This is a genomic window from Curvibacter cyanobacteriorum (genome assembly GCF_028649475.1).
GTDB lineage: Bacteria > Pseudomonadota > Gammaproteobacteria > Burkholderiales > Burkholderiaceae_C > Curvibacter > Curvibacter cyanobacteriorum.
The window spans coordinates 640,479-654,433 of the sequence record NZ_JAQSIP010000003.1 but is presented as its reverse complement, the minus strand read 5'-3'; the positions used below and the strand labels follow the sequence as shown (position 1 = coordinate 654,433).

Annotated in this window: 13 protein-coding genes; 10 read left to right on the top strand and 3 right to left on the bottom strand. The window is 70.3% G+C overall.

Features of this window, described 5'->3' with window-relative positions:
• The first annotated feature begins 69 nt into the window (after positions 1-69).
• Complete coding sequence (murI, locus tag PSQ40_RS09420) at positions 70-978, top strand: glutamate racemase (RefSeq protein WP_273951103.1); 909 nt, start codon at positions 70-72, stop codon at positions 976-978.
• A gap of 21 nt (positions 979-999) precedes the next feature.
• Here murI and PSQ40_RS09415 read toward each other — a convergent pair whose 3' ends face one another.
• From PSQ40_RS09415 to PSQ40_RS09405, 3 genes are all read right to left on the bottom strand, one after another.
• Positions 1,000-1,308 (bottom strand): high-potential iron-sulfur protein, encoded by a 309-nt coding sequence (locus tag PSQ40_RS09415; protein ID WP_273951102.1) that lies wholly within the window; start codon positions 1,306-1,308, stop codon positions 1,000-1,002.
• Between the two features lie 190 nt (positions 1,309-1,498).
• Positions 1,499-2,044, bottom strand: coding sequence for a YgjP-like metallopeptidase domain-containing protein (locus PSQ40_RS09410; protein WP_273951101.1), 546 nt, complete (start codon positions 2,042-2,044; stop codon positions 1,499-1,501).
• A gap of 73 nt (positions 2,045-2,117) precedes the next feature.
• Positions 2,118-2,738: a DUF6806 family protein gene (locus PSQ40_RS09405; protein WP_273951100.1), complete on the bottom strand. Its 621-nt coding sequence runs from the start codon at positions 2,736-2,738 to the stop codon at positions 2,118-2,120.
• Between the two features lie 433 nt (positions 2,739-3,171).
• Between PSQ40_RS09405 and cho the strand changes: the two genes are divergently transcribed.
• From cho to PSQ40_RS09360, 9 genes are all read left to right on the top strand, one after another.
• On the top strand, positions 3,172-4,101 hold the full coding sequence (cho, locus tag PSQ40_RS09400) for an excinuclease Cho (RefSeq protein ID WP_273951099.1): 930 nt from the start codon (positions 3,172-3,174) through the stop codon (positions 4,099-4,101).
• 234 nt (positions 4,102-4,335) lie between these two features.
• Entirely contained in the window at positions 4,336-4,434 is a 99-nt protein-coding gene (gene kdpF / locus PSQ40_RS09395; protein WP_273951098.1) for a K(+)-transporting ATPase subunit F, read from the top strand.
• Between the two features lie 6 nt (positions 4,435-4,440).
• On the top strand, positions 4,441-6,240 hold the full coding sequence (gene kdpA / locus PSQ40_RS09390; protein WP_273951162.1) for a potassium-transporting ATPase subunit KdpA: 1,800 nt from the start codon (positions 4,441-4,443) through the stop codon (positions 6,238-6,240).
• A gap of 27 nt (positions 6,241-6,267) precedes the next feature.
• Positions 6,268-8,367, top strand: coding sequence for a potassium-transporting ATPase subunit KdpB (gene kdpB / locus PSQ40_RS09385; RefSeq protein ID WP_273951097.1), 2,100 nt, complete (start codon positions 6,268-6,270; stop codon positions 8,365-8,367).
• A gap of 43 nt (positions 8,368-8,410) precedes the next feature.
• A complete protein-coding gene (kdpC, locus tag PSQ40_RS09380; RefSeq protein WP_273951096.1) occupies positions 8,411-8,995 on the top strand; it encodes a potassium-transporting ATPase subunit KdpC in 585 nt (194 codons plus the stop codon).
• A gap of 17 nt (positions 8,996-9,012) precedes the next feature.
• Positions 9,013-9,336, top strand: coding sequence for a hypothetical protein (locus tag PSQ40_RS09375; protein ID WP_273951095.1), 324 nt, complete (start codon positions 9,013-9,015; stop codon positions 9,334-9,336).
• 60 nt (positions 9,337-9,396) lie between these two features.
• Entirely contained in the window at positions 9,397-12,114 is a 2,718-nt protein-coding gene (locus PSQ40_RS09370) for a DUF4118 domain-containing protein (RefSeq protein ID WP_273951094.1), read from the top strand.
• Positions 12,115-12,172: 58 nt separating this feature from the next.
• A complete protein-coding gene (kdpE, locus tag PSQ40_RS09365; RefSeq protein WP_273951093.1) occupies positions 12,173-12,886 on the top strand; it encodes a two-component system response regulator KdpE in 714 nt (237 codons plus the stop codon).
• A 163-nt stretch (positions 12,887-13,049) separates the two neighbouring features.
• Complete coding sequence (locus PSQ40_RS09360; RefSeq protein WP_273951092.1) at positions 13,050-13,943, top strand: amino acid ABC transporter substrate-binding protein; 894 nt, start codon at positions 13,050-13,052, stop codon at positions 13,941-13,943.
• Positions 13,944-13,955: the final 12 nt, after the last annotated feature.

Sequence of the window (13,955 nt, the reverse complement as noted above, 5' to 3'; positions counted from 1 at the left end):
GCCCCGCTGCCGGGGGCTTTGTTGTGGGGTGGTGGCAAAATCTCGGGCCGCACCGGCCTTCTGTCCAGCATGTCCCATCCCGCCGCCCCCGTCCAATTGTGTGCCGACCCCGCCGCCTCGGCCCCGGGCTCGGCCCCGCTCGCCGAGGCCCCGATCGGGGTGTTTGACAGCGGCATCGGGGGCCTGAGCGTGTTGCGTGCGCTGCGCGCAGCCCTGCCCGACGAGCACTTCATCTACTGGGCCGACAGCGGCTTTGCGCCCTATGGCGAGCGCGGTGATGCGTTTGTGCGCGAGCGCTCACAGCGCATCACGGCACACCTGGTGGCCCAGGGGGCCAAGGCCGTGGTGGTGGCCTGCAACACCGCCACCGCGGCCGCGATTGCCGAGTTGCGCCAGGCCTGGCCGCAACTGGTGTGGGTCGGGGTGGAACCCGCGCTCAAGCCTGCCGCGCAGGCCAGCCGCAACGGTCAGGTGCTGGTGTTGGCCACGCGCGGCACCTTGCAAAGCCCCAAGTTTGCCCAGTTGCTGGCGCAATGCCAGGCACCGGACCGGCAGTGGCATTGCCAGCCCTGCGACGGCCTGGCCGATGCCATCGAACAAGGCGACGAGCCGCGCATCGAGGCCTTGTGTCACAAGTACCTGCAGGCCGCAGGGGCCATGGCGCCCGGGACCGGTGCACCGATTGACACCGTGGTGCTGGGCTGCACCCACTACCCCTTGGTCGAGGACGAGATTCAGAAGCACTTGAGGCCCGGTGTCGCTGTGTTGGACACCGGGGCGCCAGTCGCCCGGCACACCCGCCGCTTGCTGACGGCGGCGGGGGCCTTGCGCACCGACCCGGAAGGCCCCGGCACGGTGCGCTGGCTGACCAGCGGAGACCCGGCTCAGCTCAGCGCCGCGGTGCAGCGCTGGTGGCCCGGGGGACTGGGCGCGTGTGACCACGCCCCGGTCCAGGTGGCGCCCGGCGCAGGCCGGTGAGCCACCCGATGCTCGCCGCGATCAGGCCTTCTTGGCCCAGGCGCTGCACCAGCCCTTGCCTGCCACTTGCTTGCCGGCAAACAGCGGGCAGCCACCGGCCGCGTCGCTGGCCTTGCCTTGGTACAAGGCGCAGCTGGTGCAGTTCTGACCCGCGGCGTACTTGGGGAACTTGGTCTTGTCGACCTTGCTGGCGTCGGCCTTGTAGCCCAGCGCACCCGCTTGGGCATCGGACTCGGCCAGCATCGGGCCGCTGGCCATGGCGCCAGCGCTGGCCAAGGCAAGGCCGGCACCCGTGCTCAGCTGGACAATAAATTCACGGCGATTGGACATGGAATAAACCTCAGGTGGGGGACAACTCGAATAGGTATGGGTCCGGGGCACTGCAAGCCACCCGGACGCGCCCATTGTGGCCACCCTGGCCCCGGCGCACCTTGAGGCAAAGCAAGGTCCCCCGAGAAAAGCCACCGTGGGCGACGCTCGGTGGCGCAACCGCGGGCCAATGGCCGTGAAAGGGCGCGGATCAGGCCGCCGCGGGCGGCGCCCACAGGCGCCCACCGCCGGCTTCGAGGTGGGTGAGGTAGAGGCGCACGTCCAGCTCCAGCCGGTGGTAGTCGGGCTCGAGGTGTTCGCACAGGCGGTAGAACGCGCGGTCGTGTTCGCGCTCCTTGAGGTGGGCCAGCTCGTGGACCACGATCATGCTCAGAAAAGGCGCCGGGGCGTCACGGAACAGGGCGCCGATGCGGATCTCATGCTGCGCCTTGAGGCGCCCGCCCTGCACGCGGGACACCAGGGTGTGCAGGCCGAGCGCATGGCGCACCACATGGATCTTGCTGTCGTAAAGCACCCGGTCGAGCCGCGGCGTTTGCCGCATGTGCTCCTGGCGCAGGGCCTCGACATGGCGGTAAAGGGCGCCGTCGGTGCGCAGGCCGTGCGCCTGCGGGTATTTCTCCAGCAGCCAGTCGGCCAGGCGGCCCGAGTCCAGCAACTGCTGGGCCTGCTGCTGCAGGGTGGGCGGGTACGCCGCGAGGTACTTGAGCGCGCTGCGCGGCGCGGCCACCGGGCTCATGCCGCAAGGCCCTGTGCCGCGCGAGCCCGCAGGGCCGCGCCTGACCAGCGTCGCCACACCACCCTGGCCGGCCTCAATGCAGGTGGCGCGGGCGGCGACCACCGCCATGGCCTGAACCGCCCGAGCCGCGCGGGGGGCGACCGATTTCGAGCGAGTTGACCAGGTCATCGAAACGCTGCGAGAACAGCTTGTCGATCTCCGCCACCACGCCCCCGAGCTCGGAGCCATCGAAGTGGCGCTCCATCATGTTGACCACGTCCTGCACCAGCAGGTCACGCTGCACCTGCATGATGGCCGCCGGGTTGGGGCCCACGAAGAGCATGAGGAAGTCGTCCCGCGACTCGGCGCCGCGGTCTTCTTCTTCCTCGTCGAACTCGGCGTCGTAGAACGTGACCTCGATGGCCGCGCCGTGTTCGGACAGCTCATTGAGGTTCATGCACATCTCGTCGAGCACCTGGCGGAAGTCTTCATCGCCACGCACCGTCCAGCACATCTGCAACAGGTGTTCCTTGGGGTCGAACTTGATGCCCGGCTCTTCTTCGTAGACGCTGGCGGCGCCATCGGCCAGAGAGCGCGCGCCCGCGTAACGCCAGAGTGGCTTGAGTGCTTCTTGCAGTTGTTCGAACAGAACATCGCTGCGCAGCACCACCTGTCCGTGGACATGGATTTCAAAGGGGGCGTTGTAACTTGACATGATTCGATGGTAATTGAGCCCCAGGGCCGTTCACCGCCACCGCCGCACAGGGGCGACAGCACCGGACAAACCAGGCGCACGCGGATCAGGTCATCCCCGGCCGCAACGCCCGTTGGCCACTTGTGAAGCCCCCATTTTCGCATGAGCCATGCGGCGCCCCAGACGCGCAACCGACAAATCGCCCCCGGGCCTGCGACCAGAGGGGCCCGTCAGGCGGCCAGGCCGCGCCGCGCCCACACCTCACAACAGCCTCACGACCACCCCACAACCGCCCGCCGGCCACCTGCCCAGCCCAGCCCGCCCCCGTCCCACACCCATCCCACAGGCACCGGCCCAAAGTCCCCGACGCCTGGCGAGGGTTGCCCGATCCGAGGCATCATCACGGGCCAGCGTCCCGCCTGCACGCCCTGCCCGCCCTGCCCTGCCACCGCCCATGCAACTGCCCCGCCGCCGCCGCGCCGATTTCGCCCCCAGCGAACCCTTTCAGTACCCCGAGCACCTGAAGGCCGCGGTGGCCGACCTGCCCGCGGCCCCGGGGGTGTACGTGTTCCATGGCGACACCAACCAACTGCCGCTGTACATCGGCAAGAGCGTGAACCTGCGCCAGCGCGTGCTGTCGCACCTGCGCAACCCCGACGAGGACCGCATGCTGCGGCAGACCCGGCGCATCAGCCACATCCGCACCGCCGGGGACATCGGGGCGCAGTTGCTGGAAGCGCAGATGATCAAGACCCAGCAGCCGGTGTTCAACCAGCGCCTGCGCCGCAACCGGCAACTGTGCGCCTGGCAGCGCCAGGGCGACCGGCTGGTGCTGGTGCATGCCAAGGACCTGAACTTCGCCACCGCCCCCGAGCTGTATGGCCTCTACGCCACCCGCCACGCGGCGCTGGAACGCCTGCGCGCGCTGGCCGACCAGCACCGGCTGTGCTACGGGCAGTTGGGCCTGGAGAAGCTGCCGCCAGGCAAGGGCTGCTTCCGCGCGGCACTGCGCCAGTGTGCGGGCGTGTGCCGCGGCGATGAAAGCGTGACCGAGCACGACGCCCGCCTGCTGGCGGCCCTGCACGGCGTGCAGGTGCACTGCTGGCCGCACCCGGGGGCGGTCGGCCTGGTCGAGCGCGACGGCGACTTCACCCAGATCCATGTGCTGCACCACTGGTGCTACCTGGGCAGCGTGGCCACCCCCGCCGAGGCCGCCGCACTGAGCCACCAGGCCGCGGGCTTTGACGCCGACGGCTACCAGATCCTGGTGCGGCCGATGCTCGAAGGCCGGGTCGAATGGCTGCCCCTGGCCGCCCCCGGCACCGCCCCGCCGGCCCAGCCCAGCACCGCGCGCCCGCGGCGGCGGCGCAGCGCGGCCCCCTGACGCCCCCCGACCACCGGCTGGGCCGGGCGCCGTTTTTACGTTTTTTATACGCGCACCGCGCGCAATTCAACCCGCTTTTTACGCCTGAAAACCTACGCTTCCAGCATCGTTTTTTGCGAAATGGAGCGTGAACATGGACATCGCTTGGCTAGCCCTTGCAGCCCTGCTGGTCGGCCTGATGGCGGCCCTGATCTGGGGCCTGCAGGCCCTTGAGACCCCGACCGGAGGCCAATCATGATGGCGGCCGAATGGCTCTACAGCCTGGGGGGCCTGATCGCGATCGGGCTGCTCGCCTACCTGGTCTGCGCGCTGCTGCGCGCCGAGGAGTTCTGAATGACCCTGAACGCCTCAGCCTGGGGCCTGCTGGCCCTGTTCCTGACCCTGTTGCTGGGACTGTCCTGGCCGCTGGGTCGCTACCTGGCGGCGCTGTGTTCGGGCCGCCTGCCACGCTGGATGCTGCGCACCGAAGCCCTGTGGTGGCGGCTGGCCGGCCCTGGCAGCCAGGCCCCGATGCGCTGGCCCCACTACGCCTGCGCCTTGCTGGTCTTCAATGGCCTGGGCCTGCTGGCGGTGTACGGGCTGCAACGGGCCCAGGGCGGGCTGCCGCTGAACCCCGAGGCCCTGGGCGCGATCAGCCCCGACTCGGCATTCAACACCGCGGTGTCCTTTGTCACCAACACCAACTGGCAGGGCTACGCCGGTGAATCCACCATGAGCTACCTGACCCAGATGCTGGCGCTGACGGTGCAGAACTTTGTCTCTGCGGCCACCGGCATCGCGGTGGTGTTCGCCCTGATCCGCGGCCTGGCCGCGCGCTCGGCCCAGGTGATCGGCAACTTCTGGGCCGACCTGCTGCGCAGCACGGTGTGGTTGTTGTTGCCCCTGTCGCTGCTGCTGGCCCTGGCCCTGGTCGGCCAAGGGGTGATCCAGAACTTCAGCCCCTACCAGACCGTGACCACGCTGGAGACCCAGCAGTACACCCAGCCCCAGCTGGGCGCCGACGGCCAGCCGGTGCTCGACGCCAAAGGCCAGCCGGTGCAGAAGACCCTGTCGACCAACGAGCAGCGCCTGCCCATGGGGCCGGTGGCCTCGCAAGAGGCCATCAAGGTGCTGGGTACCAACGGGGGCGGCTTCTTCAATGCCAACTCGGCCCACCCTTTTGAGAACCCCACCGCGCTGAGCAACCTGCTGCAGATGCTGGCGATCTTCGTGATCCCCGCCGCCCTGTGCTTTGCCTTTGGCCGCGAGCTCGGCGACCTGCGCCAGGGCTGGGCCGTGCTGGCCGCCATGGGGCTGTTGTTTGTCGCGGCGGTGCTGGTCATCACACCCGCCGAGCAGGCCGGCAACCCCTTGCTGACCGCGCTGGGCACCGACCCGGTGGCCAGCGCACAGCAGGCCGGCGGCAACATGGAGGGCAAGGAAACCCGCTTCGGCATCAGCGCCAGCGCCCTGTTCACCGTGATCACCACCGCCGCGTCGTGTGGCGCGGTCAACACCCTGCACGATTCGCTGACCCCGCTGGGCGGCCTGGTGCCCCTGGTCCTGATGCAGCTCGGCGAGGTGGTGTTCGGCGGCGTGGGCACCGGCCTGTACGGCATGCTGGTGTTCGCGGTGCTGGCCGTGTTCATGGCCGGTCTGATGATCGGGCGCACGCCCGAGTACCTGGGCAAGAAGATCGAGGCCCATGACATGAAGCTGGTGTCGCTCGCCATCCTGGTCACGCCCCTGCTGGTGCTGGGCGGCACCGCCGTCGCGGTGCTGACCGAGGCCGGACGGGCCGGTGTGGGCAACCCGGGGGCGCATGGCTTCAGCGAGATCCTCTACGCCTTCAGCTCGGCCGCCAACAACAACGGCAGTGCCATGGCGGGCCTGTCGGCCAACACCCCGTTCTACAACCTGAGCCTGGGCGTGGTGATGTGGCTGGGGCGCTTCGGCGTCATCGTGCCGGTGCTGGCCCTGGCCGGCGCCCTGGCGCGCAAGCCGCGCCTGCCCGCCGGGGCCGGCACCTTGCCGACCCACGGGCCACTGTTCGTGTCGCTGCTGGTGGGCACGGTGCTGCTGGTCGGCCTGCTCAACTATGTCCCCGCGCTGGCCCTGGGGCCTGTGGTCGAGCACTTCATGCTCTTCCCGACCCGCTGACCCCCGCCTTCCTAGAAAGTTGTCATCATGAGTTCATCCTCAGGCTTTGCCCTGTTCGACCCGGCCCTGTTCAAGCCGGCCCTCGTCCAGGCCTTCGTCAAACTCGACCCGCGCGTGCAATGGCGCAACCCGGTGATGCTGGTGGTCTATGTCGGCAGCCTCTTCACCACCTTGCTGGGCGTGCACGCCTGGCACGGCCACGGCGAGGCCGCCCCGTGGTTCATCTTCAGCGTGGCGCTGTGGCTGTGGTTCACCGTGCTGTTTGCCAACTTCGCGGAGGCCCTGGCCGAGGGCCGCAGCCAGGCCCAGGCGGCCTCGCTGCGTGGCATCCAGAAGGCCGGTTGGGCCAAGAAGCTGCAACAGCCTCGCCACGGCAGCCCCTGGTTGCCCGAGGAGGCGGGCCTGCTGCGCCGCGGCGACGTGGTGCTGGTCGAAGCCGGTGACATGGTGCCGCTCGATGGCGAGGTGATCGAGGGCGTGGCCTCGGTCGACGAATCGGCCATCACGGGCGAGTCGGCCCCGGTGATCCGCGAGTCGGGGGGGGACTTCTCGGCCGTCACCGGCGGCACGCGGGTGCTGTCGGACTGGCTGGTGGTGCGCATCGGCGTCAACCCGGGCGAGAGCTTCATCGACCGCATGATCCGCATGGTCGAAGGTGCCCAACGCCAGAAGACCCCCAACGAGATCGCGCTCAACATCCTGCTGGCGGCCCTGACCATCGTGTTCCTGGTGGTCACCGTGACCCTGCTGCCCTACTCGCTGTTCAGCGTGCAGGCCGCCCAGAGCGGCCACCCGGTGACCCTGACCGCCCTGGTCGCCCTGCTGGTGTGCCTGATCCCGACCACCATCGGGGGCTTGCTCAGCGCCATCGGCGTGGCGGGCATGAGCCGCCTGATGCAGGCCAATGTGATTGCCACTTCGGGCCGCGCCGTCGAGGCCGCCGGCGACGTGGACGTGCTGATGCTCGACAAGACCGGCACCATCACCCACGGCAACCGCCAGGCCACCCAGCTGCGCCCGGCGCCGGGCCAGACCGAGCTGGCCCTGGCCCAGGTGGCGTGGCTGGCCTCGCAGGCCGACGAGACCCCCGAGGGGCGCAGCATCGTGGCGCTGGCCGCGCAGGCCCTGAGCGCGCAGGCGTGCGCCGCCCTGGGCGCCAGCCTGGCCCAGGCGGTGGCCGTGCCCTTCAGCGCCCAAACCCGCATGAGCGGGGTCGACCTGCCCGGCAGCGGCGCACAGCGGCCGGCCCGCCTGTTGCGCAAGGGCGCGCTCGAGGCGGTGCGCCGCCACGTCGAGGCCCTGGGCAGCACGCTGCCCACCGAGGTGCAGCGCGCCGCCGAGGACATCGCCCGCCGCGGCAGCACGCCCCTGGTGGTGGCCGATGGGGCCCAGGTGGTGGGGGTGGTGGAGCTCAAGGACATCGTCAAGACCGGCATCCAGGAGCGCTTCTCGGCACTGCGCCGCATGGGCATCAAGACCGTGATGATCACTGGCGACAACCCCTTGACGGCCGCCAGCATCGCGGCCGAGGCCGGGGTCGATGACTTCTTGGCCGAGGCCACGCCCGAAGCCAAGCTGGCCTTGATTCGCCAGTACCAGCAGGAAGGCCGCCTGGTGGCGATGACGGGCGACGGCACCAACGACGCCCCCGCGCTGGCCCAGGCCGATGTGGCGGTGGCCATGAACACCGGCACCCAGGCCGCCAAGGAGGCCGCCAACATGGTGGACCTGGACTCCAACCCCACCAAGCTGCTCGAGGTGGTGGAGACCGGCAAGGCCTTGCTGATGACGCGCGGCGCGCTGACGACCTTCTCGATCGCCAACGACGTGGCCAAGTTCTTCGCCATCATCCCGGCGATCTTCGTGCTGACCTACCCGCCGCTGGAGGCGCTCAACATCATGCGCCTGGCCAGCCCACAGTCGGCCATCTTGTCGGCGGTGATCTTCAACGCCTTGGTCATCGTGTTCCTGATCCCCCTGGCGCTGCAAGGCGTGCGCTACCGCGCCATCGGCGCCGCTGCGCTGCTGCGGCGCAACCTGCTGATCTATGGCCTGGGCGGTCTGGCTGTGCCCTTTGTGGGCATCAAGCTGATCGACCTGATCCTGGTCGCGCTGGGCCTGGCCTGAGGCCCCCGACGCCTTCGTGATGACTTGTACAAGAAAGCAACCCATGTCGATGTCCTTCCTTCCTTTGTGGCGCCCTGCGCTGGTGTCCTTGATCGGTCTGAGCCTGCTCACCGGCGGGCTCTACCCACTGGCCGTGACTGGCCTGGCCCAGGCGCTGTTCCCCGCGCAAGCCCAGGGCTCGCTGATTCAGCACGGGGGGCAGACCCTCGGCTCGCACCTGATCGGTCAACCTTTCTCGGACCCCGGCCACTTCTGGGGCCGCCCCTCGGCCACGGCCCCGATGGCCTACAACGCCGCGGCCTCCGGCGGCCCCAACCAGGGCCCGCTGAACCCTGCACTGAGCGAGGCGGTGCGCGCCCGCATCGCCGCCCTGCGCGCCGCGGACCCCGGTCAGACCGGCCCGGTGCCGGTGGACCTGGTCACCGCCTCGGCCAGCGGCCTGGACCCGCACATCAGCCCGGCCGCCGCGGCCTACCAATTGCCACGCGTGGCCCGGGCGCGGGGCCTGGACCCGACCGAGCTGCAAGCGCTGGTCGAACAGCACACCGAGCGCCCACGCTGGGGCTGGTTCGGCGAGGCCCAAGTCCATGTGCTGGCCCTGAACCTGGCCCTCGATGCCCGCCGTTGAGCAGAGAGGATTGCACGATGGCCTATGCCGCCTATGCCGAGGTGTTTGGTGCCAACACCGACCTGCGCCCCACCCGAACCGAGTGGTGGGTGATCCCCCTGCGCGTGCCCATGGACCAGGCGCGCCGGGCCCGCGAAGTGCTGGCCCGCCACACCCGGGCGGGGGTGCTGCGCTGCCACCCCCACCCCTGGCGCCACGAGGTCGAGTTCGAGGTGCTGCTGAGTGCGGAGCAACACGGTTGCGTGGTCGATGCGCTGCTGACCTGGCTGCCGCAGGCCCAGTGGGGCCGGCCCCAGCACTGGTCGCGGCGGGCGCCCCGCCCCCAACGCCCCGGGGCGTGAGGCCGTTCGCGCCCCGCCCGCCCCGGCACCATAATGCCGCCACGATCTGAAAGCGCTCCCGTGCCGCCCACCCCTGACGGTCGCCCCGACCCCGACCAACTGCTGGACCAACTGCGTGACGAACAGGCCCGCGCCAGCCGGGGCCGGCTGCGCCTGTACTTTGGCGCCAGCGCGGGCGTGGGCAAGACCTGCGCCATGCTCACGGCGGCCCAGCGCGAGCGGGCTGCGGGGCGCGACGTGCTGATCGGCGTGGTCGAAACCCATGGCCGCGCCGACACCCAGGCCTTGCTTGGCGACCTGCCTCAGCTGCCGCAGAAGGCGGTGCCCTACCGCGACCGCAGCCTGCCCGAGTTCGACCTCGACGCGGCACTGGCGCGCCACCCCGAGGTGCTGCTGGTGGACGAACTGGCCCACACCAACGTCGACGGCAGCCGGCACCCCAAGCGCTGGCAGGACGTGCTGGAGCTGCTCGAGGCCGGCATCGAGGTCTGGACGGCCCTCAATGTGCAGCACCTGGAGAGCCTGAACGGCACGGTGGGTGCCATCACCGGGGTGCGGGTGCAGGAGACCGTGCCCGACACGGTGCTGGACCGGGCCGACGAGATCATCCTCATCGACGTCAGCCCCGACGAACTGCTGGCCCGCTTGAAGGCCGGCAAGGTGTACCGCCCGGCGCAGGCCGAACGGGCAGCCCAGAACTTCTTCCGCAAGGGCAACCTGGTGGCGCTGCGCGAGATCGCGCTGCGCCGCACCGCCGAGCGCGTGGAGGACGATGTGCGCCTGTACCGCGTCGAGCAATCGCCGGGCGCCACGCCGGTCTGGAACACCTCGGGGGCCCTGCTGGTGGGCGTGGGCGAGCAGCCCGGGGCCGAACACACCGTGCGCACCGCGGCCCGCCTGGCCGGGCAGCTCAATGCGCGCTGGCTGGTGGCCTATGTGGAGACACCGCGCCTGCAGCGGCTGCCCTCGGCCGAGCGCGATCGCATCCTGGCCGTGCTGCAACTGGCCGAGGAAATGGGGGCCATCCCCTCGGTGCTGACCGGCGACGACATCGCCACCGAGTTGCTGCGCCTGGCGCGCCAACAAAACTGCGCCACCCTGGTGCTGGGGCGGGCCCGCGCAGGCACGGCCCGGTGGCGGCGGGCGTTCTGGCGCCCGCGGCTGGCCCAGCGACTGGCCCATGCCGCCCCCGAGTTGGACCTGGTCGAGGTGGGCCAACCCAGCACCTCGCGCCAGCTGCCCCGGGCGCTGAACCGCGGGCTGGAGGACGAGTGGCCCAGCAGCCGCCCCCGGCTGGTCTGGCGCTACGGCGTCGCCATGGCCGTGTCGGTGCTGACCGCCTTGCTGGCCACGCCCTTGATCGGCTGGTTCGACCTGGCCAACATCGTGATGCTGTTCCTGCTGGGCGTGGTGCTGGTGGCCGTCAAGCTGGGGCGCGGGCCCGCGGCGTTGTCGGCGGTGCTCAACGTGGCGGCGTTTGACTTTTTCTTTGTGCCACCGCGCTTCTCGTTCGCGGTCAGCGATGTGCAGTACCTGCTGACCTTTGCGGTGATGCTGGCGGTGGGGCTGCTGACCGGGCAGCTGACCGCTGGACTGCGTTTTCAGGCCCGCATCCTGAGCGGGCGCGAACGCCGCGCCCGCTCCTTGTTCGAGCTGACGCGCGACCTGTCCTCGGCCCTGCAAAGCCAGCAGGTGGCCGAGATGGGGGAGGCCGCGGTGCGGGCCAGCTTTGGTGGCGAGGTGCGCATCCTGCTCAGCGATGCCGACGACCGCCTCAGCGCGCCCCCGGCAGCGCCACCTGGCTTCGACCTCAGCGTGGCCGACTGGGCGTTTCGCAACGGGCAGGCGGCGGGTCTGGCCACCCACACCCTGTCGGCCAACCCCTGGCATTACCGCCCCTTGAAGGCACCGATGCGGGTGCGCGGGGTGCTGGCGCTGCGCCCGGCACAGGCACGCTGGCTGCTGATCCCCGAGCAGGTGCAGCAACTCGACACCCTGGCGCGCCAGATCGCGATTGCCCAGGAGCGCGTGCACTACGTCGAGGTGGCCCAGCAAGCCGTGGTGCAGATGGAGTCCGAGAGCCTGCGCGCCGCCTTGCTGGCCGCCATCTCGCACGATGTGCGCACGCCCCTGACGGCCTTGATCGGCCTGGCCGACGCCCTGCGCAGCAGCCGACCGGCGCTGGCCCCCGAACAAGACCGCCTGGCCCAAGCGCTGACCGAAGAAGCCCGGCAACTGCACACCCTGGTCAGCAACCTGCTGGACATGGCGCGCCTGCAAAGCGGCGCCGTGCACCTGCGCAGCGACTGGCAATCGGTCGAAGAGGTGGTGGGCGCGGCGATCCGGCAGGCCCGACCGGCCCTGGGTGAGCGCCCGGTGCGCGTGACGCTGGCGCCTGGGCTGCCCTTGGTGGAGTTTGATGCCACCCTGATCGAACGCGTGCTGGTGAACCTGCTGGAGAACGCGGTCAAGTACGGGCGCCCCCCGATCGAGATCCACTCGGGCGTCACCGACGACAGCTGGTGGCTGCAGGTGCGCGACCACGGACCGGGCTTGCCACCGGCGCTGCGCGGTGCGGCGCTGTTTGAGACCTTCACCCGCGGCGAGCGCGAGTCGGCCACCCCCGGCATGGGGCTGGGCCTGGCAATCGCGCGCGCCATCGTCGAAGCCCACCGGGGCCAGATCAGCGCCGAAACCGTCGCCCCGCCCGCCCAGGGTGCAGAATTCACCCTGCGGCTGCCGCGCCGCGCGCCGCCCGCCCTGGACCTGGGCGAATGACCGGCCCGCCGCGCGCCACCCACCCGCTGTCCTCCCCACTGCCTGGCTGTGCCCCACCATGTCCGCTCCCGTTGCCATCCTGATTGAAGACGAGCCGCAGATCCGGCGCTTCGTGCGCGTGGCCCTGGAGGCCGAGGGCTGGCAGGTGCACGAGGCCGACGGCGTGCAGCGCGGCCTGATCGAGGCCGGCACGCGCAAGCCCGACCTGATCGTGCTGGACCTGGGCCTGCCCGATGGGGATGGGCTGGACCTGATCCGCGATGTGCGCAGTTGGAGCCAGGTGGCCATCGTGGTGCTGTCGGCACGCAGCGACGAGGCCGACAAGATTGCCGCCCTCGACGCCGGCGCCGACGACTACCTGGCCAAGCCCTTCGGCGTGGGCGAGTTGATGGCCCGGGTGCGCGCCAACCTGCGCCGGCCACGCACAGCGGTCGCCGAGGGCGCGGCCCGCAGCGAGGGGCAGGACCCGGTGTTCCGCTTTGGCCAGGTGGAGCTGGACCGGGTGGCGCGCCTGGTGCGCCGTGATGGTCAGCGGGTGCACCTGACACCGATCGAATACCGCCTGCTGAGTGTGCTGGTCAGCCACGCCGGGCGGGTGCTGACGCACCGCCAGCTGCTGCGCGAGGTGTGGGGCGCCAGCCACGCCGATCAAAACCACTACCTGCGCATCTACATGGGCCACCTGCGACAGAAGCTGGAGCAGGATCCGGCCCAACCCCGCCACCTGCTGACCGAGACCGCCGTCGGCTACCGGCTGCAGGTCGAGGCCTGAACCCGCGCCGGCCCGTCCGCCCCAGGTCGGGCCGGCGGTGGGTCAGTCGGTGCACAGCCCGGGCCCTCGGGATGACCTGGCACAGCGTTATCAAATGAAATTTTTGATATAAATGCCAATACCAATCAACACCCCCAGGGCCCACCCGGCCCGCCCCGACCCCATGCCCAGTCACCGCCTGCCTGGCCTTGTCGCCGCCCTGCTTTTGGCCTGTGTCGCGCTGCCGGCGCCCGCGCAAGGGGTGCTGGACCGCATCAAGTCCGGGGGGCGCCTGGTGCTGGCGCACCGCGAGTCGTCGATCCCGTTCTCCTACCTCGACGCCCAGGGGCGCCCGGTCGGCTACGCGATGGACCTGTGCCTGCGCCTGGCCGAGGTGATCCGCAAGAAGGCGGGCGTGCGCGAACTGGGCATCGACTACCTGCCGGTCAAGGCCAGCGACCGGCTCGCCGCCATCGAACAAGGCCGCGCCGACCTGGAATGCGGCTCCACCACCAACAACGCCGAGCGGCGCGAAAAGGTGGCCTTCACGGTGCCGCACTTCATCGCCGGTGCGCGCCTGCTGGTGCGGGCCAACAACCCGGCCACCCGGCTCGAGGACCTGTCCGGCAAGACCGTGGTGTCGACCCGTGGCACCACCCCGCTGAAGGTGGTGGACCAGCTCAACCGGCAGCACCTGATGAAGCTCAACCTCAGCGAGGCCAGCGACCACCAGCAGGCCCTGAAGCAGGTCCTCGACGGTCAGGCCGAGGCCTTTGTGATGGACGACGTGCTGCTCTACGGCCTGATCGCCAGCAGCCCCAGCCCCGCCGACCTGAAGGTGGTGGGCCGCTACCTGACGACCGAGCCATTGGCCATCATGCTGCCCAAGGGCGACACCGCGCTCAAGCAGGTGGTGGACGAGGAGATGAAGCGCCTGATCACCAGCCGCGAAATCCACCCCATTTACGAGCGCTGGTTCATGCGCCCCATCCCGCCCGCCAACGCGGCCCTGAACCTGCCCATGAGCTACCTGCTGCGCGACTTCTGGAAATACCCCACCGACCAGGTCCCGTTCTGAGGCCGCCCGCCC

What these genes read in the sequence shown, in the direction of transcription:
- PSQ40_RS09415 (WP_273951102.1), bottom strand. Translation starts at nt 1,308, where the DNA reads ATGTCCAATCGCCGTGAATTTATTGTCCAGCTGAGCACGGGTGCCGGC.
- PSQ40_RS09375 (WP_273951095.1), top strand. Translation starts at nt 9,013, where the DNA reads ATGGCCTATGCCGCCTATGCCGAGGTGTTTGGTGCCAACACCGACCTG.
- PSQ40_RS09405 (WP_273951100.1), bottom strand. Translation starts at nt 2,738, where the DNA reads ATGTCAAGTTACAACGCCCCCTTTGAAATCCATGTCCACGGACAGGTG.
- murI (WP_273951103.1), top strand. Translation starts at nt 70, where the DNA reads ATGTCCCATCCCGCCGCCCCCGTCCAATTGTGTGCCGACCCCGCCGCC.
- kdpB (WP_273951097.1), top strand. Translation starts at nt 6,268, where the DNA reads ATGAGTTCATCCTCAGGCTTTGCCCTGTTCGACCCGGCCCTGTTCAAG.
- kdpF (WP_273951098.1), top strand. Translation starts at nt 4,336, where the DNA reads ATGATGGCGGCCGAATGGCTCTACAGCCTGGGGGGCCTGATCGCGATC.
- kdpC (WP_273951096.1), top strand. Translation starts at nt 8,411, where the DNA reads ATGTCGATGTCCTTCCTTCCTTTGTGGCGCCCTGCGCTGGTGTCCTTG.
- cho (WP_273951099.1), top strand. Translation starts at nt 3,172, where the DNA reads ATGCAACTGCCCCGCCGCCGCCGCGCCGATTTCGCCCCCAGCGAACCC.
- PSQ40_RS09360 (WP_273951092.1), top strand. Translation starts at nt 13,050, where the DNA reads ATGCCCAGTCACCGCCTGCCTGGCCTTGTCGCCGCCCTGCTTTTGGCC.
- PSQ40_RS09410 (WP_273951101.1), bottom strand. Translation starts at nt 2,044, where the DNA reads ATGAGCCCGGTGGCCGCGCCGCGCAGCGCGCTCAAGTACCTCGCGGCG.
- kdpE (WP_273951093.1), top strand. Translation starts at nt 12,173, where the DNA reads ATGTCCGCTCCCGTTGCCATCCTGATTGAAGACGAGCCGCAGATCCGG.